The sequence below is a fragment of the Cellulomonas sp. P4_B5_2 genome, from assembly GCF_056402235.1.
On record NZ_JBFUHU010000061.1, the window covers coordinates 1 to 23018 of the forward strand.

The window sequence follows — 23018 nt, forward strand, 5'->3', positions numbered from 1 at the left end:
GGTACATGCTGTTCCTCGAGGGATCCCTGCGTCTGATGCCAGGGTTCACCGAGTTCGTCGTGCTCGGGTTCACGGTGTCGCTCAACGTGCTGATCCCGGCCATGGTGGTGCCGGGCATCCTGTTCACGCTGCTGGCCGCGTACCCGTTCATCGAGGCGTTCGCGACCGGTGACAAGCGCGAGCACCACGTGCTCGACCGCCCGCGCAACCGACCGTTCCGGACGGCGTTCGGCGTCTCGCTGCTGACCGCGTTCTTCATCCTCGTGCTGGCCGGGTCCAACGACCTGATCGCGACGCACTTCCGCCTGTCGATCAACGACATCACGTGGGTGTTCCGCGTGCTGATCTTCGTCGGGCCGGCGTTCGCGTTCTGGGTGACCAAGCGGATCTGCCTCGGCCTGCAGCGCAAGGACCGCGAGCTCGTCCTGCACGGTCACGAGACCGGCCGCATCGTCCGGTTCGCCAACGGTGAGTACATCGAGGTGCACAAGCCGCTGGACGCCCACGAGCGCTGGCTGCGGGTGCAGCACGACGCCATCCGTCCGCTGGAGATCGAGCCGGCCGAGGACTCCCGCGGCGTGCGGCGCAAGGGCTACGCGCTCGACCGGATGCGCCAGCGCCTCTCGCAGACGTTCTACGAGGACCGCATCGAGCCCGTCACGCCCGCCGAGCTGGCCGCGTCGCACTCGCACGGCGAGCACGACGCCGTGGGTCCGGCCGACGAGCACGCACCGGCCGCCCTGACCGGTGCCGTCGGTGGCGGGCAGCACCTGGTGGATCCGCAGGATGAGACGACGCCCGACGGGCGGAATCGCTGATCCTGAGCAAGAGTTGACCGTGGAGTCGGGGGGGGGGGGGGGTTCCTCTGTACAGAGCGGACCGCGGCATGCGGTCCCAGACCGACGCAGGAGAGGTGTACTCACGCATGGCTGACTACTCGCTTCCGGATCTGCCCTACGACTACGCGGCCCTCGAGCCGCACATCTCGGGCCGGATCATGGAGCTGCACCATGACAAGCACCACGCCGCGTACGTGACCGGCGCCAACACCGCGCTGGAGAAGCTCGCCGCCGCCCGCGCGGCCGACGACTTCGCCGCCGTGAACCTGCACGAGAAGAACCTCGCGTTCAACCTCGGTGGTCACGTCAACCACTCCGTGTTCTGGCAGAACCTCTCCCCCGACGGCGGCGACAAGCCCACCGGGGAGCTGGGCGCCGCGGTCGACGAGTTCTTCGGCTCGTTCGAGGCGTTCCAGAAGCACTTCGCCGCCAACGCCCTCGGCATCCAGGGGTCGGGCTGGTCGATCCTCGCGTGGGACTCGATCGGTCAGAAGCTCGTGATCGTGCAGCTGTACGACCAGCAGAGCAACATCGCCCTCGGCCTGGTCCCCGTCGTCGTCCTCGACATGTGGGAGCACGCGTTCTACCTCGACTACGTCAACGTCAAGGCGGACTATGTCAAGGCGTGGTGGAACATCGTGAACTGGGCTGACGCCGCCGCGCGGTTCGACCGCGCGCGCACCCAGACCGCGGGGCTCATCGTCGCCGTCTGACGACCTGCAGCAACGGCTGAGGGCCGCCCCCGTCCGCGGAGGTGGCCCTCAGCCGTGTCGTTCAGGAGTTTGGCTGGAGCGTGCCGATCTCGATGCCGTTCTCGTCGACGAAGACGAGGTTCTCGCCCTCGAGCGTCGCCTTCACCGCCAGGGACAGCCAGGTGTCGACGCTCTGGCAGGCCATCCGTGTCGTGGCCCACTCCCCGAACGCCACCTGGGTGTCGTTCTGCTCCCAGGTCCCGACCATCCGGTTGCACCCGTCGGTGCCGGTGGCGGTGCCGTCCTCGGCCAGCTCGAGCGAGGCGATCCCCTCGGTGTCCTGCATGCCCCACACGCCTGCGACGTCCTCGACAGGAGCGCTGCCCGCGGAGCCGTCGGCACAGGCCGCCAGCGCCGCACCCGCGAGCGTGACGGCGATGATCGACGCGGTCGCCCGGGATCGGTTCACTCAGACTTCTCCAGCGTCCCGATCTCCTTGCCGCCGTCGCCGAGGATCGTCATCTCGTCGCCGTCGACGGTCGCCGACGCGGCACCCGAGAGCCACGTGTCGACGTCCTCACAGGCCATCATCGTCGCTCCCAGGTCCCCGAAGTCGACCCCGGTCCCGTCGACCTCCCAGGACCCCGTGAGCTGGTTGCAGCCGTCACTGCCGGTGAGACCGCCGTCTTCGGCGAGCTCGAGGTAGACCGGTGGCTTGGAGTCCGTCTGCGTCCACTTCCCCTCGACGTCGGTCCCCGAGAGCTCGGCACCCGAGCCGGAGCTGCTCGCACATCCCGCGAGCGCACCCCCAGCGACGACGACGAGCACGAGGAAACGGGCCGCAGGTCTACGCGAATGCCTCATACCGCCGACGCTAGCGCAGCACGCGCAGGAAAGGCCCCCACTGGCGGTGAGGGCCTTTCCGGGGGCAGATCAGTGCGCGTGCTGGCCGCGGGAGAACTCGAACACCCAGCCGACCAGGCCGATGACGCCGAACGCGATGCCGATGTACGAGAGCCACCAGCCGACCGCGAGGCCGGCGAACGTGAGCGCGCCGGACACGCCGAGCACCAGCGGCCACCAGCTCCACGGGCTGAACACACCCTGGTCGCCGGCGCCCTGCTCGATCTCGCCGAGCGGGTCGTCCTCCGGGCGGTCGTCGATGCGGCGGGACAGGAGCGCGAAGTAGGCGCCGATCATGCCCACCAGGCCGCCGACGAGCGGGATGCCCACGGTGCCGACCGGCTCGCCCTTGCTCCACGCGGCGTAGATCAGCCCGACGGGGACGAAGAACAGCACCCCGTAGAGGAAGAGCTTGGTCTCGAGCTTCATCGGGTGCCCTCCTCGTCGGTGCGCGGCCGGYCGTCGACGATGGTCGCGGACGACTGCTCCTGCTCACCCTTGTCGTTCACCACGCGGTCGGTCGCGACCTCGCTCTCGCCACGCCTGTCGGCCTCCCAGTCCAGCGGGCCCGGGTTGGGCTCGACGTGGTCCATGGCGGCGACCTCGGGGTGGTGCAGGTCGAAGGCGGGGCGCTCGGAGCGGATCCGCGGCAGCGACGTGAAGTTGTGCCGCGGCGGCGGGCAGCTGGTGGCCCACTCGAGCGASKYGCCGTACCCCCAGGGGTCGTCGACCGTGACCAGCGGGGCGTTGCGCCAGGTCGTGTAGACGTTCCAGAGGAACGGCAGCGTCGAGGCGGCGAGGATGACCGCACCGACGGTCGACAGCTGGTTCATCCACGTGAAGCCGTCGTCCGGTGAGTAGTCCGCGTACCGACGCGGCATGCCCTTGACGCCCAGCCAGTGCTGGATGAGGAACGTCGTGTGGAAGCCGATGAACAGCATCCAGAAGTGGATCTTGCCCAGCTTCTCGTCGAGCATCCGGCCCGTCATCTTGGGCCACCAGAAGTAGAAGCCCGCGAACATGGCGAACACCACGGTGCCGAACACGACGTAGTGGAAGTGCGCGACCACGAAGTACGAGTCCGAGAGCGAGAAGTCGAGCGCGGGGCTGGACAGGATGACGCCGGTCAGACCACCAAAGAGGAACGTGACGAGGAAGCCGATGGTCCAGAGCATCGGCGTCTCGAACGTGAGCTTGCCGCGCCACATCGTGCCGATCCAGTTGAAGAACTTCACACCGGTCGGCACCGCGATGAGCATCGTCATGAAGGCGAAGAACGGCAGGAGCACCGAGCCCGTCACGTACATGTGGTGGGCCCACACGGTCACGGACAGGGCGGCGATCGCGATCGTCGCGTAGACCAGACCCTTGTAGCCGAAGATCGGCTTGCGGCTGAACACCGGCAGGATCTCGGTGACGATGCCGAAGAACGGCAGCGCGATGATGTAGACCTCGGGGTGCCCGAAGAACCAGAACAGGTGTTGCCAGAGGATGGCCCCACCGTTCTCGGGGTTGAACACCTGCGCGCCGAGGCGGCGGTCGGCACCGAGGGCGAACAGCGCGGCGGCCAGCGGCGGGAACGCCATGAGTACCAGGAGCGACGTCACCAGGGTGTTCCAGGTGAAGATCGGCATCCGGAACATCGTCATGCCGGGCGCGCGCATGGTGACGATCGTGGTGATGAAGTTGACGGCACCGAGGATGGTGCCGAAGCCGGCGAACGCGAGGCCGAAGACCCAGAGGTCACCACCGAGTCCCGGCGAGTACACGGTGTTCGAGAGCGGTGCGTACGCGAACCACCCGAACGAGGCCGCGCCCTGCGGCGTGAAGAACCCGGCGCCGGCGATCGTTCCGCCGAAGAAGAACATCCAGTACGCGAGCATGTTGAGCCGCGGGAACGCGACGTCGGGCGCGCCGATCTGCAGCGGCATGATCACGTTGGCGAAGCCCGCGAACAGGGGCGTCGCGAACAGCAGCAGCATGATCGTGCCGTGCATGGTGAACGCCTGGTTGTACTGCTCGCGCGACTGGAAGATGTCCATGCCGGGCGCGAACAGCTCGGCGCGGATGAGCAGCGCCAGGATGCCGCCGATGGCGAACCAGACGAACGACGTGATCAGGTACAGGTACCCGATGGTCTTGTGGTCGGTCGAGGTGATCCACTTGATCACCGTGCGCCCGAGGGTCTGGCGCGACGGCGCCAGGCCGGGGATGTGCTCCGCGACGGCGRCCATCAGTTCTCGCCTTCCTTCGGAGCGCTGTCCAGGTCCTGCTGGCGGCTGTACTCGAGACCGAGCGAGCCTTCCTGACCCTGGGCCTTGAGCTCCTCGATGTGCGCGTCGTACTCCTCGCGCGTCACGACCTTCACGTTGAACAGCATCGACGAGTGGTACTCGCCGCAGAGCTCGGCGCACTTGCCCAGGTAGGTGCCCTCCTCGGTGGGGGTGACCTGGAACGTGTTCGTCTTGCCCGGGATCATGTCCATCTTGAACAGGAAGGCGGGGACCCAGAACGAGTGGATGACGTCGCGGGAGTCGAGGGTGAACTCGACCCGCTCGTCGACCGGGAGGTACAGGGTGACCTGGTCCTTCAGCACGCCGGTGCCGGCGGAGCCGACGTTCTGCGCGTGCTGACCGGTGTCGAACGCGTCGTCGTCGAGGTAGTTGAAGTCCCAGCTCCACTGCTTGCCGATGACCTGCACGTGGAGGTCCGGCTCGGCGGAGGTGTCGACGATCGCCGAGGTGTCCCGGTTCGTGTAGTAGAAGAGCACCCCGACCATGATGATCGGCAGGATCACGTACATGACCTCGAGCGGCACGTGGTACCGCAGCTGCACGGGGAGGGTGTCGTCACCCTTGCGCTTCCGGTAGACCGCGACGCACCAGAGCATCAGGCCCCAGGTGATCAGGCCGACGATCAGGGCGGCGATCCACGACCCGACCCACAGGTTGGCGATGCGGCCTGTCTGATCGGTGATCTCGGCGTCCGAGCTGCCGGGCAGGAAGCCTCGCTGCACCTCGGCGGAACAACCGCTGAGGACGACGGCGGCGACGCCAAGCAGGCCGGCCAGCAACAGGGCTGGTCGCCGCGTGCGACGGGGGGTGTCCGGGTGCAACGGGGGACCTCTCACTCGCGTCCCGTCGACGCCCTCGAGCACTGCTGGAGGGAGCCACCCGGGACCTTCGTCCTCGACCCGTGCAGCCTAGCGCGCCGACCACATCCTTTCGTGCTRACGACACCCTTTCGCGACACGGTGTCAGCACCATCACACCGCGAGACCTCCACCGCGTCCGACGATCGCCTGCGACCCGGAAGCCGGTCGTCCCGCGCCTGGTCACGCCTCCGCGGGGTTACGGTGCCCCCGTGAGCAGCAGTCGCGACCTCGAGCCCGACACGTCCGCGGGACCGGGCGCTGTGACGCACGCCACTGCCCGGCGGGCAGTCCTCGACGCCGGCGGCCGGGCGCCGCTGCTGCCGGAGGCCCGGACCGCGTTCCTCGAGGCGCTGGACCAGGGCTGGGCCGATCCGCGACGGCTGCACGCTGAGGGCCGGCGCGCGCGCATGCTGCTCGACGGCGCGCGCGAGGCGATCGCCTCCGTGGTCGGCGCGCGGACCGAGGAGGTCGACCTCGCTCCCTCCCACACGGCCGCTCTGCACGGGGCGGTCCGAGCGGTGGCCCGCGGTCGGCGCCGCACCGGGACGCAGGTCGTCGTCGGTGCGGTCGAGCGGGCGGCCGTGCTGAACGCCGCGGACTTCGTCGGTGCCCGGGTGACGGTCGGCGTGGACCGCGACGGCCGGGTCGACGCCGACGCGTTCAGCGACGCCCTCGCGCAGCCGGGTGTCGCGCTCGCCGCGCTGCAGCACGCGAACGGTGAGGTGGGCACCCTCCAGCCCGTCGACGCGGTGCACGCCGCCGCCCGTGCCGCGGGTGTGCCCCTCCTCGTCGACGCGGGTGCCAGCCTGGGTCACGTGGACGTCGGAGCCACCTGGGACCTGCTCGCCGCCGACGCGGGCGACTGGGGCGGCCCGGCGGGGCTCGGCGTGCTGGTGACCCGCTCCGGGGTCCGGCGCTCGCCCGACTGGCCCGAGGACGAGGACCGCTGGTTCCCCGGCGGCGTGAGCGTGCCCGCTGCGCTCGCCGCGGCGGTCGCGCTGCAGGTGGCCGTCTCGACGCGGTCGGCCGACGACGCCTCCCGACGCCTCCTCGTGGAGACGATCCGGACGCGCGTGGCCGCCGAGGTCCCCGACGTCGAGGTCGTCGGGCACCCGGTCGATCGCCTGCCCCACGTCGTCACGTTCTCGTGCCTCTACGTCGAGGGCGAGGCGTTGCTGTCCGCGCTGGACGCACGCGGGTTCGCGGTCGGTTCGGGGTCCGCCTGCACGTCGAGCGCCCTCGAGCCGAGCCACGTGCTCGCGGCCATGGGCGCCCTGACGCACGGCAACATCCGGCTGGCGCTCCCCCGTGGCACCCAGGAGGAGGACGTCGAGCGGTTCCTCGCCGAGCTGCCGGGGATCGTCGCCGGAGTGCGGGAGGCCTGGGGGGTCGGCGGCCTGTGATCACGGTGGACGCCCGCGGGCTGCGCTGCCCGGCGCCGGTGATCCGGCTGGCCCGTGCGGCGGCCGACGCCCCACCAGGTTCGGAGCTCACCGTGCTCGCCACGGATCCCGCCGCGGTGCACGACGTGCCCGCGTGGGCGCGGATGCGCGGGCACGCGATGGTCGGCGCCACCGAGCACGACGGCGTCCACACGCTCACCGTGCGGACGCACGCATGACGACGGCCCGGTCCCCGAGGGGATCCGGGCCGTCGCCGGTTGCTCAGCTCAGCTGAACGAGCCGCCGCACGCGCAGGCGCTGCCGGCGTTCGGGTTGTCGATCGTGAAGCCCTGCTTCTCGATCGAGTCGGCGAAGTCGATCGTCGCGCCCTCGAGGTACGGGACGCTCATGCGGTCGACGACGACCTCGACACCGTCGTAGTCCTTGACGACGTCGCCGTCGAGGACACGCTCGTCGAAGTACAGCTGGTAGATCAGGCCGGAGCARCCACCGGGCTGGACGGCGACACGGAGACGGAGGTCGTCGCGGCCTTCCTGCTCGAGGAGGCTGCGGACCTTCGAGGCGGCGAAGTCGGTGAGGAGGACGCCGTGCGTCTCGGTCGCGGTCTCGGTCGCGGTGGTCTCGCTCATGGTCTCTCCTGGGTGCTCGCTGGACAGCACTTCTGTTGCGTCAACCTCTGGCAACAGAGCCGGCCCCGAGGTTGTTCCCCTCCAGGGTACGACCCCGACGACGACATCCCGCTCAACGTGACCAGGTTCTCGCCACGCGGGCCGCGCGGGCCGCGAGGGTCTCCGCGGGCGCGGCCAGCGCGGCGGCGACCTGCTCGGGGCTCTCACCGACCGCGTAGGCGGCCGTGATCCCCGCGGCCGACAGCTCGCGGCGGCCGACCAGCACCTCCCCCGCGACGACGACGGTCGGGACGGCGTGGGCCAGCGCACGCGACGCCACCTCGGACGCGACCTTCCCGTGCAGGGACTGCCAGTCGAAGCGGCCTTCCCCGGTGACGACGACGTCGTGGTCCGCGATGAGCGTGTCGAGCCCCACGGCGTCGGCGACGAACACGGAACCGGGTACCAGCCGCGCGCCGAGCAGCGCCAGCCCGAACCCGAGCCCGCCCGCAGCCCCCGCGCCGGGTGCCGCCGCCAGACGTGAGGTCGCCGAGGTGGCACGCGCGCCGGCGAGCAGGTCGGGGCGGACCGCATCCCCCAGGGCGGCTGTCGCGGCGTGCGCGAAGTGTCCGAGCGCGCGCTCCAGGTCTTGCGCCTGCTCCGGCGTCGCACCCTTCTGCGGGGCGAAGCCGGCGCTCGCACCGTGCAGTCCGAGCAGCGGGACGTCGACGTCCGTCGCCACCACCAGCTCGACGCCGCGCAGCCGGGCGCGCAGGTCGCGCAGCCCGGCCAGGTCGTCCGGCGTCACCGACCCGAGCGACCCGCCCCCGGAGTCCAGCAGGTCGCCGGGCCCGTCGAGGCCGAGGGCGCGGGCGAGCCCGACGAGGGCGCCCGCTCCGCCGTCGTTGGTCGCGGAGCCGCCGAGACCGACGACGACGCGGCGGGCCCCGAGGTCGAGCGCGGCTGCCACCAGCTCACCGGCGCCGCGGCTCGAGGTGCGCGTCGGGTCGCGGAGCTCGGCCGGCACCAGCGGCAGGCCGATCGCCTGAGCGGACTCGAGGTAGACCGTCGTCCCCACCCGCAGGATCACGGCGGGCACCGGCACACCGACCGGCGAGGTCACGGTCACCGCGACCAGCTCGCCGCCGAGGGACGCGTGCAGGACCGCGACGAACCCCGGTCCGCCGTCCGACAGCGGGCACACCGTGACCTCGTCGCGCGGCGCCGTCGATCGCCACGCCCCGGCGATGGCCTGGGCGGCCTCGTCGGCCGTGAGGCTCGAGCCGAAGCTGTCGGGGGCGATGAGCACGCGCACGCCGTGCATCGTGGCACGGCGGCCGACCGCGAACGCACCGTCACCGTGTGGGAAGATCGCGACGTGAGCGTGAGCACCTTCTCCGAGCCGGCTCCGTCGGCCCTCCTGCTGCTGGGACGCGGCGTCGACCTCGACTCCGAACGTGGCGTCGAGTGCGTCGGCGGCCTGCCCGCACCGAGCGACCCCGACCTGGTCGAGCGCGCCCGCGCGGCCCGTGCGGCCCTCGGCAGCCGCGCCTTCGTCCTCGGGCACCACTACCAGCGCGACGAGGTCATCGAGTTCGCCGACGTCACCGGCGACTCCTTCAAGCTCGCGCGCGAGGCCGCGGCCCGGCCCGAGGCCGAGTTCATCATCTTCTGCGGCGTGCACTTCATGGCCGAGTCCGCCGACATCCTCACGTCCGACCAGCAGCAGGTGATCCTCCCGGACCTCGCGGCGGGCTGCTCCATGGCGGACATGGCGGCCATCGACCAGGTCGAGGACGCGTGGGACGTGCTGATCGACGCCGGCGTCGCCGAGTCGACCGTGCCCGTGACCTACATGAACTCCGCGGCGTCGATCAAGGCGTTCACCGGCCGCCACGGCGGGACGATCTGCACGTCGTCCAACGCGCACGTCGCTCTGCGCTGGGCGTTCGACAAGGTCGGCGGCGTGGCCGGCACCGGCAAGGTGCTGTTCATGCCCGACCAGCACCTCGGCCGCAACACCGCGGTCCAGCAGCTGGGCCTGTCGCTCGACGACTGCGTCGTGTTCGACCCGCGCAAGCCGGGCGGCGGTCTGACCACCCAGCAGCTGCGCGACGCGCGGATGATCCTGTGGCGCGGCCACTGCTCGGTGCACGGCCGGTTCTCGGTCCGGAACGTCACCGACATGCGGGCGGCGGTGCCCGACGTCACCGTGATCGTGCACCCCGAGTGCCAGCACGAGGTGGTCCTCGCGGCGGACCTGGTGGGCTCGACCGAGTACATCGTCAAGGCGCTCGACGCCGCCGCGCCGGGCAGCTCCTGGGCCGTCGGCACCGAGCTCAACCTGGTGCGCCGGCTCGCCGCCGCGCACCCGGACAAGAACATCCACTACCTCGACTCCACGGTCTGCTTCTGCTCGACCATGAACCGCATCGACCTGCCGCACCTGGTGTGGGCGATGGAGTCGCTGGTGGCGGGCCGGCCGGTCAACCGGATCGTCGTGGACGCCGACGACGCGCACTGGGCACGCGTGGCACTCGACCAGATGCTCGCGCTGCCGGGCTACTGAGCATGCCGACGGGGCACCACCTGCGGGTGGGCATCTTCGTGTTCGACGACGCCGAGGAGCTGGACGTCGTCGGGCCGTACGAGGTCCTGTCCGCCTGGGCGAACGTCTCCGAGCTGCGGCCCGAGGTGGTGACCTTCTCGCGGGACGGCAGCGGGATCCGCTGCGCCAAGGGACTGCGGCTCGTCCCGGACACCGGCGCGGACGACGTCGGCCCCCTGCACGTCCTGGTGTACCCGGGAGGCTTCGGCACTCGTGCGCTGCTGCGCGACGCCGCTCATCTCGACTGGGTGCGCGCGACGCGTGCCACCACTGCCCTGATGGCCAGCGTCTGCACCGGAGCGCTCGTGTACGCGGCCGCGGGCCTGCTCTCGGGCCGCCCGGCGACCACGCACTGGAGCGCGTTCGACGAGCTCGCCGTGATCGACCCCAGCGTGCTGCTGGACACCGAGGCCCGGTTCGTCGACGACGGTGACGTGGTCACCTCGGCAGGCGTGTCCGCGGGGATCGACATGGCCCTGCACCTGGTCGCCCGGCTCGAGTCGGTCGACGTCGCGCGCGCCGTGCGCCGCGAGATCCAGTACGACCCCGAGCCGCCGGTCTGACCGGGACCTACCGTTCCCGTCGTACCTACCCGCGGGTAACATCCGGCGGATGACCCGGATGATCCAGCTCGCCCTGGCCACGACCCGCCCCCGCCGTGCCATCCCCGGGCAGGGTCTGTTCGACCCCTCCCTCACGCGCCTGCGGGTGCGCCTGGGCGACCTCGACTTCTACCGGCACGTGAACAACGGCGTCTACCTGCAGATGATGGACGTGGCACGCAGCAACTTCCTCGCCGACCTCGGCGCGTTCCCGCTGCTCAACAACCGCGGCTGGTACCCCGTCGTCGCGTCGTCGACCATCTCCTACCGCCGCTCCCTCACGCTGGGCCAGCGCTTCGAGATCAGCACCCGGCTGCTCGGCTGGGACCCTCGCTGCGCGTACCTCGAGCAGACCTTCACCCGCCGGGGCGAGCATGTGGCCCGCGGCGTGATCGCCGGCCGGTTCCTCGCCCGGGACGGGTCCCGCGTGCCGGCCCCGGACGTCATCGACCTGCTGGGCACGCACGACGGCCCCTCGCCCGAGCTCCCCGCGGAGGTGCAGGCGTGGGCCGAGGCCGTCGGCGTCGCCCACCGCGAGACCGCCTGACGCTCAGCCGGCCGCGAGCCGCTCCAGCAGCAGCGCCTCGGCCAGCACGACCTTCTCCAGCTCCCCCAGGTGCACCGACTCGTTGGCGCCGTGGGCGCGGGAGTCGGGGTCCTCGACGCCGGTGACCAGGATCGCCGCGTCCGGGTAGACGTCCAGCAGGTCGGCGATGAACGGGATGGACCCGCCCACGCCGATGTCCACGGGCTCGGTCCCCCACGACTGCGCGAACGCCCAGCGCGCGGCCTGCATCGCGCTGGAGTCGGCCGGCGCCTGGAACGGCTTGCCCTGCTCGCCGTCGGTCACGGTGACCCGTGCACCGAACGGGGCATGACCCTCCAGGTGGGCACGCAGGGCAGCCATCGCCTCCGACGGGTCCTGCCCCGGAGCGATGCGGACCGAGAGCTTGGCCGACGCCCGTGGGGTGATGGTGTTCGACGCGCTGGCGACGCGGGGGGCGTCGAAGCCGATGACGCCGATCGCCGGACGCGTCCACAGCCGGGCGGTGATCGGTCCGGTGCCCGCCAGCCGGACCCCGTCCAGCAGGCTGGTGTCGGCGCGGAACGCCGCCTCGTCGTAGTCGACCGAGGGGTCGGGGGCGTGCACGAGGCCCTCGACCGCGACGTTGCCGTCGTCGTCGTGCAGGGTCGTGATCAGGCGGGCGAGCAGGGTCGGCGCGTCGAGGACCGGGCCGCCGAACATCCCGGAGTGGATGGCGTGCTCGAGCACGGCGACCTCGACGACGCAGTCGACCAGACCGCGCAGCGACGTGGTCAGGCCCGGCACCCCGACGGCCCAGTTGGACGAGTCGGCGACGACGATGACGTCCGCCTCGAGCAGGTCGCGGTAGGTGTGCAGGAAGCCGGCGAAGGTCGGCGAACCGATCTCCTCCTCGCCCTCGATGAAGACGGTCACGCCCACGCCGAGCTCGTCGCCGAGCACGCGCAGCGCGCCGACGTGCGCGATGACACCGGCCTTGTCGTCGGCGGCGCCCCGGCCGAACAGCCGTCCGCCGCGCTCGGTCGGCTCGAACGGCGGGCTGTCCCAGTCGGCGTCGTCGCCGGGCGGCTGGACGTCGTGGTGCGCGTACAGCAGGACGGTCGGTGCGCCCTCGGGGGCGGGTCGGCGGCCGACGACCGCCGGCGCACCACCCGGGACGGAGAGCACCTGCACGTCGTCGATGCCGGCGCCGCGCAGGAGCGCCACGACGGCGTCCGCGCTCGCCGCGACGTGCGCCTGGTCGAACTCGGCGTTGGACACGCTCGGGATCCGGACGAGGTCCTCGAGGTCGGCGCGCAGTGCGCCGAACGCGGAGGCGGTCCTGGACCGCAGGGCGTCCGTGCGGTCGCCGGGGAGGACGGAGGAGAGGGGGGAGGCGTCGGTCACGGACAGGCACGCTACTCGACTACCCTGGCGGGGTGTTCGGACGCAGCAACGACCCCCAGCCCGTGACTCCCGCCCTGACGGAGAGCACCCCGCCCTCGGACGCGGGCAAGGGCCGCCCGACACCGAAGCGCAAGGTCTCCGAGGCCGCGAACAAGCGCCCGCTGGTGGCTCCGACCACCAAGAAGGCCGGCCGCGAGCAGGCCAAGGCACAGCGCGACATCGAGTACCGCGCGATGCAGACCGGCGACGAGCGCAACATGCCGCTCAAGGACCGCGGGCCCGTGCGCCGGTACATCCGCGACGCCGTCGACGCCCGCTGGAACCTCGGCGAGTTCTTCCTGCCGGTGGCGGCGGTGTTCCTCGTCATCCAGTTCGCGCTCGCCAAGACCGGCTTCGCGGTGTTCGCGATCCTGGCCCTGTACATCTACATCATCGCGGCGGTCATCGACGGCTGGCTGATGTGGCGCAGCGTGAAGAAGCGGCTGATCGCCAAGTTCGGGATCGAGCAGATCCCCCGCGGCGCGGCGATGTACGGCGTCCTGCGGGCGTTCCAGATCCGCCCGTCGCGCATGCCCAAGCCGCAGGTCAAGCACGGGCAGCGACCCGCCTGACGCCGCCGTAGGGTGGCGGCCATGGTTTCCTACCGCTACCTGGGCCGTTCCGGCCTGAAGATCACCGAGATCACCTACGGCAACTGGCTCACGCACGGCTCGCAGGTGGAGAACGACACCGCGAAGGCCTGTGTGCGCGCCGCGCTCGACGCGGGCATCACCAGCTTCGACACCGCCGACGTCTACGCCAACACCAAGGCCGAGACCGTCCTCGGCGAGGCGCTGAAGGGCGAGCGGCGCCAGTCGCTCGAGATCTTCACCAAGGTCTACTGGCCCACCGGCCCCGGCGGCGCCAACGACAGCGGGCTGTCGCGCAAGCACATCCTCGAGTCGATCGACGGCTCCCTGCAGCGCCTCCAGACCGACTACGTGGACCTCTACCAGGCACACCGGTACGACGAGTCGACGCCGCTCGAGGAGACGATGCAGGCGTTCGCCGACGTCGTGCGCGCCGGCAAGGCCCTGTACATCGGCGTCTCGGAGTGGACCGCCCCGCAGATCCGCGCCGGGCACGCGCTGGCCAAGGACCTCGGCGTCCAGCTCATCTCGAACCAGCCGCAGTACTCCGCGCTGTGGCGGGTCATCGAGGGCGAGGTCGTCCCCACGTCGGCCGAGCTCGGCGTCTCCCAGATCGTCTGGTCCCCCGTCGCCCAGGGCGTGCTCACCGGCAAGTACAAGCCGGGTCAGGCACCGCCCGCCGGGTCGCGGGCGACCGACGACAAGGGCGGGGCCCGGATGATCGGGCGCTTCCTGGAGAAGCCGGACGTGCTGCAGCGGGTGCAGGACCTCACGCCCGTGGCCGACGAGCTCGGCCTGTCGCTGGCGCAGCTGGCCGTGGCGTGGGTGCTGCAGAACGAGAACGTCGCCGCCGCGATCATCGGCGCGTCGCGCCCGGAGCAGGTCACCGAGAACGTCAAGGCGTCCGGGGTGACCATCCCGGCGGAGCTGCTGGCGCGGATCGACACGATCCTGGGCGACTCGGTGGTCTCCGACCCTGCCGAGACCGCGAGGAACGCACCGCCCGCCCGCTGACCGGCGAGCCGGCCCCGGACTCTGTCCGGGGCCGCGACCGGCTCCTCGACCCGGACCTCGGCCACGGTGAGCCACGCCAGGAACACGTGCACGAGCGGGCCGATCGCGAGCGCGTAGGCCAGCGTCGCGAACCCGACCGTCCCGCCCAGCACCCAGCCGACCGCGACGACGGCGACCTCGATGCTCGTCCGGACCAGCCGCACGGACCGCCCGGTCCGGCGCACGAGCCCGGTCATCAGGCCGTCGCGCGGTCCGGGACCGAGGCGGGCACCGACGTACAGGCCGGTCGCCAGCCCGTTGAGCACGATGCCGCCGACCGCGAGCGCGATGCGGACGCCCATCGCGTCGTGCAGGCCCCCGAGCAGGGTCAGGAACGGGTCCACGAGCACGCTGATGACCACCACGTTCGCGACCGTGCCGATCCCGGGGCGCTGCCGCAGCGGGATCCAGCACGCGAGGACGACCAGGCCGACCAGCAGCGTCACCGTGCCGAACGACAGGTCGGTGTGGCGGACGATCCCCTGGGTGAGGACGTCCCACGGCATGCTGCCCAGGCCGGCGTCGACGAGCATCGCGATCGACAGGGCATAGAGGACGAGACCGGCGAGCAGCTGCACGCCTCGACGCACGGGACGCGCGTCGGGAGCGGTCCACGTCGGCACCGCGCGAGCATACGTGCGCTCGTCGCGGGCGCTCACGGGCGCTGCTCGAACCAGTGGGCGTGCGACGCCGGCGGTGGCCGGTGCCCCAAGCCGTCCTGTCGGACGACGTGGGCGAGTGCGACGACGAGGCTCGCGAGGATCAGCAGGACGGGTATCCACATGCTCATGGTCGGCAATGCTGGGCCACTCTTGGCTATTCTTTCCATAGCCACTTCTGCCATAGTGGCCTCGTGACAATCTCCGACTTGCCCGCCGACCGGCGGATCAGTGGCCACCGCCTCGGCGCCGTGCTCGGTGCGTGGCAGCGTCCCGGGCCGGCGTACCTGGCGCTGGCGGACGCCGTGCGCGCCGCGATCCTGTCCGGCACGGTGCCGCTGAGCACCCGGCTACCCAGCGAACGCGAGCTCGCCGACGCCGCGGGTGTGTCCCGCACGACGACCACCGCCACCTACGGCCTGCTCCGCGACGAGGGCTACCTGGTGAGCCGCCGAGGCTCGGGCACGGTCACCACCCTGCCGTCCGGCCCGGGCGCTCGCGTCTCCATGGCGGAGTCCGTCAGGGACGAGCCGGGGATCGTCGACCTCGCGATGGCGGCACCGTCGGCCCCGTCGTCGCTGCACGGCGCGTACCTGGCCGCTCTCGACGCGCTCCCCCGCCACATGGCCGGCACCGGCTACTCGCCCCAGGGGCTGCTTGTCCTGCGGGAGGCGATCGCGCGCTGGTACACGCAGCGCGGCACGCCGACGACGCCCGACCAGCTGCTGGTGACCACCGGCGCCCAGCAGGCCATCCATCTCCTGGTCAACGCGCACGCCGGTCCCGGGGACCGGGTGGTCGTCGAGCACCCCACCTACCCCCACGCGATCGACGTGGTGCGGGCCGCGGGCGCCCGACCGGTGCCGGTGCCCTCCGGCGAGACCGGCCTCGACATCGACCTGCTCGAGTCGACCCTGCGTCAGGTGGCGCCGCGGCTGGTCTACCTGATCCCCACCCACCGCAACCCCACAGGCACGAGCCTGAGCGACGAGGACCGTGCCCGGGTGCGCGCGCTCGCGCGCCGGTACCGCACGGCGATCATCGGCGACGAGGTGCTGGCGGAGCTGACGATGGACGGCCCGACGCCCGGGTCGTTCGCGGGCGACGGGACCGCCGCCGCCTACGTGGTCTCGGTCGGCTCGGCCTCGAAGAGCTTCTGGGGCGGCCTCCGCGTCGGCTGGGTCCGGGCGCACCCCGACCTGGTCGCCCGCCTCGCGGCGTCCCGGGCGCACGTCGACATCGGGACACCTGCGCTCGAGCAGCTGGTGGTCACCGAGCTCCTCGCGCACTCGGACGACCTGCTCGCCCGACGACGGGACGCCCTGCGGGAGCGCCGAGACCTGCTCGTCGGCCTGCTGCTGGACCAGCTGCCGTCGTGGCAGTTCGAGATCCCCGCGGGTGGCCTGTCGCTCTGGGCCGACCTCGGTGCACCGGTGTCGAGCGCGCTCGCCGCGATCTCCACCCGGCACGGGGTGCGGGTGGTGCCCGGAACCGCGTTCGGGGTGGACGGCAGCTTCGAGCGGAACCTGCGGCTGCCGTTCAGCGCGTCGGCCGACGACCTGCGGCGCGCGGTGGCCGGGCTCGCCGACGCGTGGGCGGGGCTGGGCGTGACCGAACCGGTCGCGGGACCCGCTCGGGTCCACGCGATGGTGTGAACGAGGTCAGATCAGCGGGAGCGTGATCGTCGGGGTCGCCTGGCTGCCCTCGTGCAGCAGGTGCACGGCCTGGACACCCTGGGCGGCCAGCGTGCGCCAGTGCTCGCCGATCCACTGCTCGGCGTCGTACTGGGTGGTGAACACCGGGCTCACGGGCCGGTCGAGCACCGAGCCGTCAGCGCCGTCGAAGCGCCACTCCCACTGCGGCCGCAGGACCATCAGGCGACCGCCTTCCGACGCGCAGGAACGCGGAGCGCCTCGTCCGCCGCGAGCGCGCGGGCGATCCGGGTCGCGTACGCCGGCCCCTCGTAGATGAGGCCCGTGTAGCCCTGCACGAGGGTCGCGCCGACCGCCAGGTACTCGCGCGCGTCGGCGGGGGTCGTGATGCCGCCGACGCCGATGATCACGGCGTCGGGACCGAGGCGGCTGCGCAGGCGGGCGACCACGTCGAGCCCACGGGCCAGCACCGGAGGACCGGACAGGCCACCGGGTCCGAGCTCGTGACCGATGGTCGTGTTGACCGCGACGATCCCGTCCAGGCCCAGCTCGGCGGCGAGCTCGGCCACCGCGTCGACGTCGTCGTCGGACAGGTCGGGGGCGATCTTCACCAGCAGCGGCACGGGCGCGAGCCCCCCGGCGGCCGTCGCCTCGTCGGCGGCCACGCGGGTGGCCTCGAGGATGGGGCGCAGCGCCTCCACCGACTGCAGGTCCCGCAGTCCTGGGGTGTTCGGCGAGGACACGTTGACCACCAGGTAGTCCGCGTACAGGGCGAGCCGTCCGGCGCTGGTCGCGTAGTCCGCGGCCGCGTGCTCGGCGGGCGTGGTCTTGGTCTTGCCGATGTTCACGCCGACCACCAGCCGCCGGCCCGCCGGGGTCGCCCGCAGGCGACGGAGCCGGGCCGCCACGGCCGCGGACCCCTCGTTGTTGAAACCCATCCGGTTGCGCAGAGCCCGCTGGTCGAGCACGCGCCAGAGCCGCGGCGGCTCGTTGCCGGGCTGCGCCTGCGCGGTGACGGTGCCCACCTCGACGAACCCGAAGCCGAGCATGACCAGCCCGGCCACGCCGACCGCGTTCTTGTCGAAGCCGGCGGCCAGCCCGAACCGGGAGGGGAACCGGCGGCCCCACACCTCCACGGACCCGCGGTCGGAGGCCCGGAACGCGCGACGCACGACGTCACGCAGCAGCGGGACCTGTGCCACCACGCGGATCAGCCGGAACGCGACCTCGTGGGCGCGCTCGGGGTCCATGCGCCGGAAGACGAGGTCGAACAGCAGGCGGTACACGTTTCTCACCCTAGGTCGTCAGACGCAGCCGGCACGTCGGCCGTCCGCCCGGTGCGCCACAGCCAGAGGAGCCCGAGGAACGGCAGGAGCAGGGGAACGTAGCCGTAGCCCTGACCGAACGCCGACCAGACGGTCTCGTCGGGGAAGTCGCCGACGTCCACGAGCGAGAGCACGCCGACCGTCAGGACGCCGACCATCTCGATCGAGACCGCCCACCACGCGAGCGTGCGCCGGTCGGTGGCCAGCGCGATCGTCGCGACGACGTACACCAGCCCGGCGCCGAGCGACAGGAGGTACGCGACCGGCGCCTCGTCGAGCTTGGTGGCCACCTGGTAGATGCCGCGGGCCGTCGCGGCGAGCGCGAGGATCCCGTACACCGCGACGAGCAGCCGGCCGGGGCCGCTGCCCGTCCGGCGCGAGCGAGCCGTTCGGTCGGTCACACGGTCCCCCAGATCTGGAGCAGTCGGTACTCGAGGAAGGCCACGGTCAGCGCCGCGACGAGAAGGACGACCGAGCTCCACCGCGTGCGCTCGGCGAACGCCCAGGCGGCCGCGATCGGCAGGACGAGCAGCTGGGTGAGCACGTAGCCCCACAGCAGGACACCGTCCACGTCCGGCGACCCGGTGGCGGCGAGGACGCCCGCGATCGCGGCCTGGAGCACGAGCACGCCCTCGACGACAGCGGCGCCCCACAGCTGACGCAGGACGACTGCCCGGTCCCGGACGACGAACCAGAGGGCCCAACCGCCGAGCGCCAGGCACAGGGCGACGACGAGCAGTGCGAGGGGGACGATCACGGTGCCCCACCGTACCGGCGCCGCACGAGAGGTCCGTGCACCGACCTATCATCGAGCCGTGACCGTCTCGCTGACCTCCCAGGACCCTGCCCGCCTCGCCGTCGACGCCCTGGTCGTCGCGGTCGCCCAGCAGGACGGCGCTGCCGCCGTCCTGGGCGCCGAGCGCCTCCCCAAGGAGCTGCGCGCCCAGCTGGCCGACGCCGCCGCCCTCGGGATCACCGGTGTGGCCGACGAGGTCCGCCGCCTGCCCGGCACCGGCCTGGCCGCCACGGTCCTCGTCCTCACCGGTGTCGGCCCCGCCGACAAGGTCACCCCCGAGGTGCTCCGCCGCGCGGCCGGTGCCGCGACGCGCGAGCTCGCCGGCACCGCCCGCGTGGCGCTCGCCCTCCCCGCCGACGACGTCGCGTCCGTCGCGGCCGTCGCCGAGGGCGCCCTGCTGGGCGCCTACTCCTTCACCCGCTACCGCGCGTCGGAGGCGGCCAAGCAGGCGCCCGTCGCCGCGATCCAGATCGTCACCGCGCACCCCCGTGACCGCGCGGCCGTCGCCGCCGTCGCCCGCGCCGAGGTGATCGCGGCCGCCGTCCACGGCACCCGCGACCTGGTGAACGCCGCCCCGAACGACCTGTACCCGGCCGCGTTCGCCGAGGCTGCGAAGACGTCTGCCAAGGACTCGGGCGCCAAGGGCCTGAAGATCACCGTGCTCGACGACAAGGCGCTCGCCGCCGGGGGCTACGGCGGCCTCATCGGGGTCGGTCAGGGCTCGGTCCGCGGTCCCCGCCTGGTCAAGGTGGCCTACTCGCCGTCGCGTCCGAAGGTGAAGGTCGCTCTCGTCGGCAAGGGCATCACGTTCGACTCCGGCGGCATCTCGATCAAGCCCGCCGCCGGCATGGAGGCCATGAAGTCCGACATGGCCGGCGCGGCCGCGGTGCTGCACACGGTCATCGCAGCCGCCCGCCTCGAGCTGCCCGTCGCGGTCACGGGCTGGCTGTGCCTCGCGGAGAACATGCCGTCCGGCACCGCCCAGCGCCCGTCCGACGTGCTGACCATCCGCGGAGGCAAGACCGTCGAGGTGCTCAACACCGACGCCGAGGGACGCCTCGTGATGGCCGACGGTCTCGTGGCCGCCGTCGAGGAGAAGCCCGACGTCGTCATCGACATCGCGACCCTGACCGGTGCGCAGCTGATCGCCCTCGGCCACCGCGTGTCCGCCGTGATGGGCACCGACGACGTCCGCGGCGAGGTCGTCGCGGCGGCGCAGGCCAGCGGCGAGCAGTTCTGGCCGATGCCGCTGCCCGCCGACCTGCGCGCCGGCCTGAAGTCGAAGGTCGCGGACATCGCGAACATCAGCGACCGCTTCGGCGGCATGCTCACGGCCGGGATCTTCCTGCAGGAGTTCGTCGGGACGACGCCGTGGGCGCACCTCGACATCGCGGGACCGGCGTACAACGAGCGGTCGGCGCACGGGTACACCCCCGTGGGCGGCACCGGCGTCGGCGTCCGGACGCTGCTGGCCCTGCTGGAGGGACGCGCCCCGGCGGTCTAGGCGTGCTTGCGCTTGTGCGCGAGCCGCTGCCGCGAATTCCAGTCCCGGAACCGCTGCGGGTAGCCGGTCCGCTGGACGTCGTAGACGGGGATGCCCAGGTCGCGCGCCAGCTGCCACGCCGTCTTCGGGTCCGGCACCCGGCGCCGCGTCCACTCGCCGTCGGTCGCGACGAGCATCATCGTCGTCGGGGTGTCGTGGGTCTGCGGCTCCACGTAGGCCTCGACGCCGACGCGCGTGGCGACGAAGTCGCGCAGGTGCGCCACGGTCGCGGCGCGCGCGTCCCGATCCGTCGGCGCGTCGGTGGCGGCCGGCTTGCGGCGCGAGAACAGGCCCATGGCGCACGAGGGTAGCCTGCGAGCCTGTCGAACCGGGGGGTGTTCGCGCCGGACGGAACATCAGTCATGGGACGACTGTTCGGAGTGTCACATGGTCGTGCGCGTCGTCCAGGTCGTTCCCTGCGTGCAGGGATGACAGGATGGTCGGCAAGCTCGAGACCACCAAGTCTGCGTATGAGGAGTCTGCACGTGGCCGACACGAACGGCACCGCTTTCGACATCGTCGTCCTGGGCGGAGGCAGTGGCGGCTACGCCGCTGCGCTGCGCGCCGCACAGCTGGGGAAGTCTGTCGCCCTGGTCGAGGCCGACAAGGTGGGCGGCACCTGCCTCCACTACGGCTGCATCCCGACCAAGGCGCTGCTGCACGCAGCCGAGCTGGCGGACAACGCCCGCGACGGTGCGCACTTCGGGGTGCACACCACGCTCGACCGGATCGACATGGCCGGGGTGAACGAGTACAAGTCCACCGTCATCGGCCGGCTCTWCAAGGGCCTGCAGGGGCTCATCAAGTCCCGCAAGATCACCGTGTTCGAGGGCTTCGGCAAGCTGGTCGGCCCCGACACGGTCGAGGTCAACGGCGAGCGCATCACCGGCGGGCACGTCATCATCGCCACCGGCTCCTACGCCCGCTCGCTGCCCGGTCTGGAGATCGGCGGCCGCGTCATCACCTCCGACCAGGCCCTGCAGCTGGACTGGGTGCCGAAGTCGGCGATCATCCTCGGCGGCGGCGTCATCGGCTCGGAGTTCGCCAGCGTCTGGAAGTCCTTCGGCGCGGACGTCACGATCATCGAGGCGCTCCCCCACCTGGTCCCCAACGAGGACGAGGCGCTGTCCAAGGCGTTCGAGCGCGCGTTCCGCAAGCGCGGGATCAACTTCAACGTGGGCGTCCGGTTCTCCGGCGTGACGCAGGACGACAACGGCGTGCACGTCTCGCTCGAGGACGGCAAGACGTTCGACGCCGACCTCCTGCTGGTCGCCGTCGGCCGCGGACCGCGCACCTCCGGCGTCGGCTTCGAGGAGCAGGGCATCACCCTCGACCGCGGCTTCGTCATCACCGACGAGCGCCTGCACACCGGCGTCGGAAACGTCTACGCGGTCGGCGACATCGTCCCCGGCCTGCAGCTCGCGCACCGCGGGTTCGCGCAGGGCATCTTCGTCGCCGAGGAGATCGCGGGCCTCAAGCCCGCCGCCATCGTCGAGTCGGGCATCCCGCGCGTGACGTACTCCGATCCCGAGGTCGCCTCGGTGGGCCTCACGGAGGCGCGCGCCAAGGAGGTCCACGGTGCGGACGCGGTGGAGACGCTCGAGTACAACCTGGGCGGCAACGGCAAGAGCCAGATCCTYGGCACGCAGGGCTTCATCAAGCTCGTCCGCCAGAAGGACGGTCCCGTCGTCGGCGTGCACATGATCGGCGCTCGCGTCGGCGAGCTCATCGGCGAGGGCCAGCTCATCGTGAACTGGGAGGCCTATCCCGAGGACGTCGCCTCCCTCGTGCACGCCCACCCCACGCAGAACGAGGCCCTCGGGGAGGCGCACCTCGCGCTCGCCGGCAAGCCGCTGCACGCCCACAACTGACCTACGGATCGAAGGAGACACGAGCGGTCATGTCCGACAACGTGCAGCTGCCCGCACTCGGTGAGTCCGTCACCGAGGGGACCGTCACCCGCTGGCTGAAGAACGTGGGCGACACGGTGGAGGTCGACGAGCCGCTGCTCGAGATCTCCACCGACAAGGTCGACACCGAGATCCCGTCGCCGTTCGCCGGCGTGCTGGAGCAGATCCTGGTCCAGGAGGACGAGACCGTCGAGGTCGGCGCCACGCTGGCCGTCATCGGCTCCGGCGAGGGTGCCTCGACGCAGGAGTCCGCCCCGGCCGAGCAGCCCGCCGCCGAGGAGCCCGCCGCCGAGCAGGCACCGGCGGAGGAGCCCGCCGCCGAGGCCGCTCCTGCGGAGCAGCCGGTGGAGGAGCACGAGGAGCCGGCCGCCGCGCCTGCAGCCGCCTCCGCCGAGGGCGCTGCCGGCGAGAACGTCACCCTGCCCGCACTGGGCGAGTCCGTCACCGAGGGCACCGTCACACGCTGGCTCAAGGCCGTCGGCGACGAGGTCGCGGTCGACGAGCCGCTGCTCGAGATCTCCACCGACAAGGTCGACACCGAGATCCCGTCGCCCTTCGCCGGCACGCTCCAGCAGATCCTGGTCCAGGAGGACGAGACCGTCGAGGTCGGCGCCGTGCTCGCCGTCATCGGCTCCGGCGCTGCTGCCTCGACGCCCGCGCCCGCCGAGAAGGCACCCGAGCCCGAGAAGGCTCCAGAGCCGCAGGCCGCTCC

The 23018-nt window shown here is 71.9% G+C and carries 26 protein-coding genes and 2 pseudogenes; 13 read left to right on the forward strand and 15 right to left on the reverse strand.

Annotated features, from left to right (window positions below; translation table 11 throughout):
* Together AC1DUQ_RS06235 and AC1DUQ_RS06240 are read left to right on the forward strand one after the other, a co-directional pair.
* A pseudogene (locus AC1DUQ_RS06235) lies at nucleotides 1–818 on the forward strand (cytochrome bc1 complex cytochrome b subunit); the annotation flags it as partial.
* Between the two features lie 107 nt (nucleotides 819–925).
* Complete coding sequence (locus tag AC1DUQ_RS06240; RefSeq protein WP_421734079.1) at nucleotides 926–1552, forward strand: superoxide dismutase; 627 nt, start codon at nucleotides 926–928, stop codon at nucleotides 1550–1552.
* Between the two features lie 61 nt (nucleotides 1553–1613).
* Here the strand turns inward: AC1DUQ_RS06240 and AC1DUQ_RS06245 are convergent, their stop codons facing one another.
* From AC1DUQ_RS06245 to ctaC, 5 genes are all read right to left on the reverse strand, one after another.
* On the reverse strand, nucleotides 1614–2000 hold the full coding sequence (locus AC1DUQ_RS06245; protein WP_421741214.1) for an META domain-containing protein: 387 nt from the start codon (nucleotides 1998–2000) through the stop codon (nucleotides 1614–1616).
* Nucleotides 1997–2359, reverse strand: a complete 363-nt coding sequence (locus tag AC1DUQ_RS06250) for an META domain-containing protein (protein WP_477073514.1) — start codon at nucleotides 2357–2359, stop codon at nucleotides 1997–1999. Before AC1DUQ_RS06250 ends, AC1DUQ_RS06245 begins: the two co-directional genes overlap by 4 nt.
* A gap of 105 nt (nucleotides 2360–2464) precedes the next feature.
* Entirely contained in the window at nucleotides 2465–2863 is a 399-nt protein-coding gene (locus AC1DUQ_RS06255; RefSeq protein ID WP_477061743.1) for a cytochrome c oxidase subunit 4, read from the reverse strand.
* Entirely contained in the window at nucleotides 2860–4668 is a 1809-nt protein-coding gene (ctaD, locus tag AC1DUQ_RS06260) for an aa3-type cytochrome oxidase subunit I (RefSeq protein ID WP_477073515.1), read from the reverse strand. Before ctaD ends, AC1DUQ_RS06255 begins: the two co-directional genes overlap by 4 nt.
* Nucleotides 4668–5549: an aa3-type cytochrome oxidase subunit II gene (gene ctaC, locus AC1DUQ_RS06265; RefSeq protein WP_477061907.1), complete on the reverse strand. Its 882-nt coding sequence runs from the start codon at nucleotides 5547–5549 to the stop codon at nucleotides 4668–4670. The genes ctaD and ctaC overlap by 1 nt, the downstream gene beginning before the upstream one ends.
* A gap of 248 nt (nucleotides 5550–5797) precedes the next feature.
* Between ctaC and AC1DUQ_RS06270 the strand changes: the two genes are divergently transcribed.
* Both AC1DUQ_RS06270 and AC1DUQ_RS06275 read left to right on the forward strand, forming a co-directional pair.
* Entirely contained in the window at nucleotides 5798–6991 is a 1194-nt protein-coding gene (locus AC1DUQ_RS06270; protein WP_477061742.1) for a cysteine desulfurase family protein, read from the forward strand.
* Entirely contained in the window at nucleotides 6991–7209 is a 219-nt protein-coding gene (locus AC1DUQ_RS06275; RefSeq protein WP_477061906.1) for a sulfurtransferase TusA family protein, read from the forward strand. Before AC1DUQ_RS06270 ends, AC1DUQ_RS06275 begins: the two co-directional genes overlap by 1 nt.
* Nucleotides 7210–7257: 48 nt before the next feature.
* Here AC1DUQ_RS06275 and erpA read toward each other — a convergent pair whose 3' ends face one another.
* Nucleotides 7258–7620 carry an iron-sulfur cluster insertion protein ErpA gene (gene erpA / locus AC1DUQ_RS06280; RefSeq protein ID WP_056090589.1) on the reverse strand — a complete coding sequence of 121 codons (363 nt, stop codon included), beginning with the start codon at nucleotides 7618–7620 and terminating at the stop codon, nucleotides 7258–7260.
* A gap of 112 nt (nucleotides 7621–7732) precedes the next feature.
* Nucleotides 7733–8923, reverse strand: coding sequence for a glycerate kinase family protein (locus tag AC1DUQ_RS06285; protein WP_477061741.1), 1191 nt, complete (start codon nucleotides 8921–8923; stop codon nucleotides 7733–7735).
* A gap of 54 nt (nucleotides 8924–8977) precedes the next feature.
* Here AC1DUQ_RS06285 and nadA point away from each other — a divergent pair, with 54 nt between their 5' ends.
* From nadA to AC1DUQ_RS06300, 3 genes are read left to right on the forward strand one after another with little or no spacing between them, the layout of a single operon-like run.
* Nucleotides 8978–10168 carry a quinolinate synthase NadA gene (gene nadA, locus AC1DUQ_RS06290; RefSeq protein WP_477061740.1) on the forward strand — a complete coding sequence of 397 codons (1191 nt, stop codon included), beginning with the start codon at nucleotides 8978–8980 and terminating at the stop codon, nucleotides 10166–10168.
* A gap of 2 nt (nucleotides 10169–10170) precedes the next feature.
* Nucleotides 10171–10770 carry a DJ-1/PfpI family protein gene (locus AC1DUQ_RS06295; protein ID WP_477061739.1) on the forward strand — a complete coding sequence of 200 codons (600 nt, stop codon included), beginning with the start codon at nucleotides 10171–10173 and terminating at the stop codon, nucleotides 10768–10770.
* A 49-nt stretch (nucleotides 10771–10819) separates the two neighbouring features.
* The gene (locus AC1DUQ_RS06300; RefSeq protein WP_477061738.1) at nucleotides 10820–11356 is read left to right on the forward strand and encodes an acyl-CoA thioesterase; all 537 of its coding nucleotides are present in this window, start codon (nucleotides 10820–10822) and stop codon (nucleotides 11354–11356) included.
* Nucleotides 11357–11359: 3 nt separating this feature from the next.
* Here the strand turns inward: AC1DUQ_RS06300 and AC1DUQ_RS06305 are convergent, their stop codons facing one another.
* Nucleotides 11360–12745 carry a M20/M25/M40 family metallo-hydrolase gene (locus AC1DUQ_RS06305; RefSeq protein ID WP_477061905.1) on the reverse strand — a complete coding sequence of 462 codons (1386 nt, stop codon included), beginning with the start codon at nucleotides 12743–12745 and terminating at the stop codon, nucleotides 11360–11362.
* A 26-nt stretch (nucleotides 12746–12771) separates the two neighbouring features.
* On the opposite strand from AC1DUQ_RS06305, the gene AC1DUQ_RS06310 reads away from it, so the two are divergent.
* Together AC1DUQ_RS06310 and AC1DUQ_RS06315 are read left to right on the forward strand one after the other, a co-directional pair.
* Nucleotides 12772–13350, forward strand: a complete 579-nt coding sequence (locus tag AC1DUQ_RS06310; RefSeq protein ID WP_477061737.1) for a DUF3043 domain-containing protein — start codon at nucleotides 12772–12774, stop codon at nucleotides 13348–13350.
* A 21-nt stretch (nucleotides 13351–13371) separates the two neighbouring features.
* On the forward strand, nucleotides 13372–14382 hold the full coding sequence (locus AC1DUQ_RS06315; protein ID WP_477061736.1) for an aldo/keto reductase family protein: 1011 nt from the start codon (nucleotides 13372–13374) through the stop codon (nucleotides 14380–14382).
* Between the two features lie 134 nt (nucleotides 14383–14516).
* On the opposite strand, the pseudogene AC1DUQ_RS06320 reads toward AC1DUQ_RS06315, so the two are convergent.
* Both AC1DUQ_RS06320 and AC1DUQ_RS06325 read right to left on the reverse strand, forming a co-directional pair.
* A pseudogene (locus AC1DUQ_RS06320) lies at nucleotides 14517–14954 on the reverse strand (YczE/YyaS/YitT family protein); the annotation flags it as partial.
* A 122-nt stretch (nucleotides 14955–15076) separates the two neighbouring features.
* A complete protein-coding gene (locus tag AC1DUQ_RS06325) occupies nucleotides 15077–15211 on the reverse strand; it encodes a hypothetical protein (RefSeq protein WP_477061734.1) in 135 nt (44 codons plus the stop codon).
* A 63-nt stretch (nucleotides 15212–15274) separates the two neighbouring features.
* Here AC1DUQ_RS06325 and yczR point away from each other — a divergent pair, with 63 nt between their 5' ends.
* A complete protein-coding gene (gene yczR / locus AC1DUQ_RS06330) occupies nucleotides 15275–16735 on the forward strand; it encodes a MocR-like transcription factor YczR (protein WP_477061733.1) in 1461 nt (486 codons plus the stop codon).
* A gap of 6 nt (nucleotides 16736–16741) precedes the next feature.
* Here the strand turns inward: yczR and AC1DUQ_RS06335 are convergent, their stop codons facing one another.
* From AC1DUQ_RS06335 to AC1DUQ_RS06350, 4 genes are read right to left on the reverse strand one after another with little or no spacing between them, the layout of a single operon-like run.
* The gene (locus AC1DUQ_RS06335) at nucleotides 16742–16954 is read right to left on the reverse strand and encodes a hypothetical protein (protein WP_477061732.1); all 213 of its coding nucleotides are present in this window, start codon (nucleotides 16952–16954) and stop codon (nucleotides 16742–16744) included.
* Nucleotides 16954–18018, reverse strand: a complete 1065-nt coding sequence (locus AC1DUQ_RS06340) for a quinone-dependent dihydroorotate dehydrogenase (protein ID WP_477061731.1) — start codon at nucleotides 18016–18018, stop codon at nucleotides 16954–16956. The genes AC1DUQ_RS06335 and AC1DUQ_RS06340 overlap by 1 nt, the downstream gene beginning before the upstream one ends.
* Nucleotides 18019–18023: 5 nt before the next feature.
* Entirely contained in the window at nucleotides 18024–18458 is a 435-nt protein-coding gene (locus tag AC1DUQ_RS06345) for a hypothetical protein (RefSeq protein WP_056090553.1), read from the reverse strand.
* On the reverse strand, nucleotides 18455–18814 hold the full coding sequence (locus tag AC1DUQ_RS06350; RefSeq protein WP_477061730.1) for a hypothetical protein: 360 nt from the start codon (nucleotides 18812–18814) through the stop codon (nucleotides 18455–18457). Before AC1DUQ_RS06350 ends, AC1DUQ_RS06345 begins: the two co-directional genes overlap by 4 nt.
* A gap of 58 nt (nucleotides 18815–18872) precedes the next feature.
* On the opposite strand from AC1DUQ_RS06350, the gene AC1DUQ_RS06355 reads away from it, so the two are divergent.
* On the forward strand, nucleotides 18873–20357 hold the full coding sequence (locus tag AC1DUQ_RS06355; RefSeq protein ID WP_477061729.1) for a leucyl aminopeptidase: 1485 nt from the start codon (nucleotides 18873–18875) through the stop codon (nucleotides 20355–20357).
* Here the strand turns inward: AC1DUQ_RS06355 and AC1DUQ_RS06360 are convergent.
* Nucleotides 20354–20692: an oxidoreductase gene (locus AC1DUQ_RS06360; RefSeq protein WP_477061728.1), complete on the reverse strand. Its 339-nt coding sequence runs from the start codon at nucleotides 20690–20692 to the stop codon at nucleotides 20354–20356. The genes AC1DUQ_RS06355 and AC1DUQ_RS06360 overlap by 4 nt on opposite strands.
* Before the next feature lie 189 nt (nucleotides 20693–20881).
* Here AC1DUQ_RS06360 and lpdA point away from each other — a divergent pair, with 189 nt between their 5' ends.
* Together lpdA and AC1DUQ_RS06370 are read left to right on the forward strand one after the other, a co-directional pair.
* Nucleotides 20882–22267, forward strand: coding sequence for a dihydrolipoyl dehydrogenase (lpdA, locus tag AC1DUQ_RS06365; RefSeq protein ID WP_477073516.1), 1386 nt, complete (start codon nucleotides 20882–20884; stop codon nucleotides 22265–22267).
* 29 nt (nucleotides 22268–22296) lie between these two features.
* Nucleotides 22297–23018, forward strand: a 722-nt coding sequence (locus AC1DUQ_RS06370) for a biotin/lipoyl-containing protein (protein ID WP_477073517.1), incomplete at its 3' end; no start/stop codon positions are given.